This window comes from Nitrosomonas marina, from assembly GCF_900111605.1.
Classification (GTDB): domain Bacteria; phylum Pseudomonadota; class Gammaproteobacteria; order Burkholderiales; family Nitrosomonadaceae; genus Nitrosomonas; species Nitrosomonas marina_A.
This window is the reverse complement of sequence record NZ_FOIA01000076.1, coordinates 1-2,195: the sequence shown is the minus strand read 5'-3', so window position 1 is coordinate 2,195 and position 2,195 is coordinate 1. Positions and strand designations below refer to the sequence as shown.

Below are 2,195 nucleotides of genomic sequence, written 5' to 3'. Positions count from 1 at the left end.
ATCAAGTCACCAAAAAAATGTGCGACCTCTTCCTGCCACCTTCCTCTCAAGTTTCTTTCATGATCAGGGGTGGCGTCTACCGAAATGATCGTTAGACCCAAATTAAACGCTTCTCTCAATTGGACGCAGAAATTTAGCCGTGCAGCTAATACATATCCGATAGTCTATGCCATCTCTTATTATTTAAAAAACAAAACCGGGGTCAGGTTTTGCATCCACACACAACCAGTGCTTTACACGTTAGGGCTAAATTTATGAACCAGCTATCTGCAATTGATTTTCGAAATACTGTTGCCGTAGGATACAAATTAATACTACTTGTCATGATTCGATCCATAAACGCTACAAGATTATTGAGGTCATGTTTAATGATTTCAACAACCCGGTTAACCGTTTCATAATGCAACCCAAATTCGTCCACGATGGCTTTCATCGTATAGCTGCCGGTTTGATAGGCTGCCGAAATCCTTTCATTTCTGTTACTAAGTGACGAATAATACGAAAGCGGCCAGGCCTGTGTTCTTCTCTGCGCGCATGGAATTTCACTAATGTTTTGATCGGTTTGCACATGTTGCTGTATTGTTTTGTCAAACACTTCTTTGCCAAGTTAATCTGTTCACACAAGTTATTTCAAATACGCGGCAAGCCTGCATCCACACGAACAAAATTCATATACTCGGCAATAGTCCGCTTCCATTGTTTACCCAACTGCCCCAGTAATCAGTCTGTTTGCAGTCACCCAGGGCAACTGCTCCAAAATCATTGATCAATATTTTTACAATATCCGCCTGCACAGAATTCAACACAACATAGCTTGAGCAGTTCGATTTCGATATATTCAGGTATCGGCCGGTTCGAACGGGCTGCGCAGAATGACGCCAGTATGCATTAAATCACGCACATTGCGTGTTACCAGGGTGAAGCCGAAGCTCAGCGAGGTCGCGGCAATCTGTTTATCCAGTGAATTTTCCGGATGAGGGACGCGCAAACGGCCCCAAATCTGAGCTTCTTCTTTACCAAAATCCAGAATGTTTTCAGCGTATTGATCCATCAGGATTTGCAACCAGGTCTCCAAAACCCTGACCTGATCTAGATCACCCCTGTGCCTGATCAAATCGATACCACGACGCAGTTCGCCGACGATTACCGCGCTGATATAGGTTTGCGCACCCTTTTAACAAGTTGATGTACGAAGCATCTGAGTCCTAGATTTACTCTGTCTTGTTTACGCAGCTCACTGATATATTGGTGTCAAGCAAGTGCATCAGTCGAGTGGGTTTGCTGCGTGTTGATCCTGTATCCGGGCAAAGTCTTCATCGGTTCCTACATCAGGAATCTGATTTAACACCTCGAGAAATGGACGCCTCTGTGGGCGCATCAGTACCTGTTCCAGAATCCGCCGGCGTTCAGCCTCGGCGCTGATGCCATGGCGGCTTGCTCTCATCTTCAAGGCGTTTGCGATTTCATCGTCGATATTACGCACGATCAAATTGGCCATTGTCAGTTACCCCATAAAAATTCATAGTTATTGAGATGAAAGTATTGATAGCATGCCAGTCAAATGTATTGCTTTGATTGAGCAGATGCCTTTGCAGCATTGCAGCATCAGTTTTTACCACATTAGCGTCATTCTGGTTGCGCCTGCAGGCGTTAATGCTCATGCATTCACACCGAACACTATAAAAACAATAAGAAGACAAGAAAAGGCAAAAAAATGTTGCATTGCAAGACCTGACGCCGGGTTTCACGCTGAAAAAAATATTTTTTTTCAGTAAAAACAATATGGTTGAAGCGTACACAAGTGTAAAAAATTTCGACAAAAAAGTTTCAATATGAAATATTACATACCCAATCAATCCGTGTTACAGATTCGACTTGACCAGAGCAATGCAAGACCGGACCCTGAGCAGCATTTACCAAAAATTAGAAGCACATTTTAATAAAATGATTTATTAATGCTAGATAGCGTCGTCACAAGTTAGAAATTACTGTATAATTATGCTGCAAGTGATTATTATACATGGTAATAGTATGTCAGAAGCTTATCGTAGACATGATCTTTCAGATCATGTGTGGTCGTTACTGGAACCCCATTTGCCAGGGCGATCAGGCAAGTGGGGAGGTGTTGCAAAAGATAATCGCCAGTTTATCAACGCGGTGTTCTGGATTTTACGCACAGGCGCACCCTGGCGGGA

The 2,195-nt window shown here is 43.2% G+C and carries 4 protein-coding genes; 1 reads left to right on the top strand and 3 read right to left on the bottom strand.

Translation table 11 applies throughout. The features are described 5' to 3' along the window. Positions 1–202 precede the first annotated feature (202 nt). The 3 genes from BMY62_RS15770 to BMY62_RS15760 form a co-directional block, all read right to left on the bottom strand. Entirely contained in the window at positions 203–595 is a 393-nt protein-coding gene (locus tag BMY62_RS15770; protein ID WP_090662216.1) for a hypothetical protein, read from the bottom strand. Positions 596–838: 243 nt separating this feature from the next. Beyond that, entirely contained in the window at positions 839–1,075 is a 237-nt protein-coding gene (locus BMY62_RS16425) for a PIN domain-containing protein (RefSeq protein ID WP_218143015.1), read from the bottom strand. Between the two features lie 189 nt (positions 1,076–1,264). Continuing rightward, a complete protein-coding gene (locus tag BMY62_RS15760) occupies positions 1,265–1,498 on the bottom strand; it encodes a FitA-like ribbon-helix-helix domain-containing protein (RefSeq protein ID WP_090662213.1) in 234 nt (77 codons plus the stop codon). A 533-nt stretch (positions 1,499–2,031) separates the two neighbouring features. Between BMY62_RS15760 and BMY62_RS15750 the strand changes: the two genes are divergently transcribed. Beyond that, a partial coding sequence (locus BMY62_RS15750; RefSeq protein ID WP_143058838.1) for a transposase occupies positions 2,032–2,195 on the top strand: 164 nt, incomplete at its 3' end.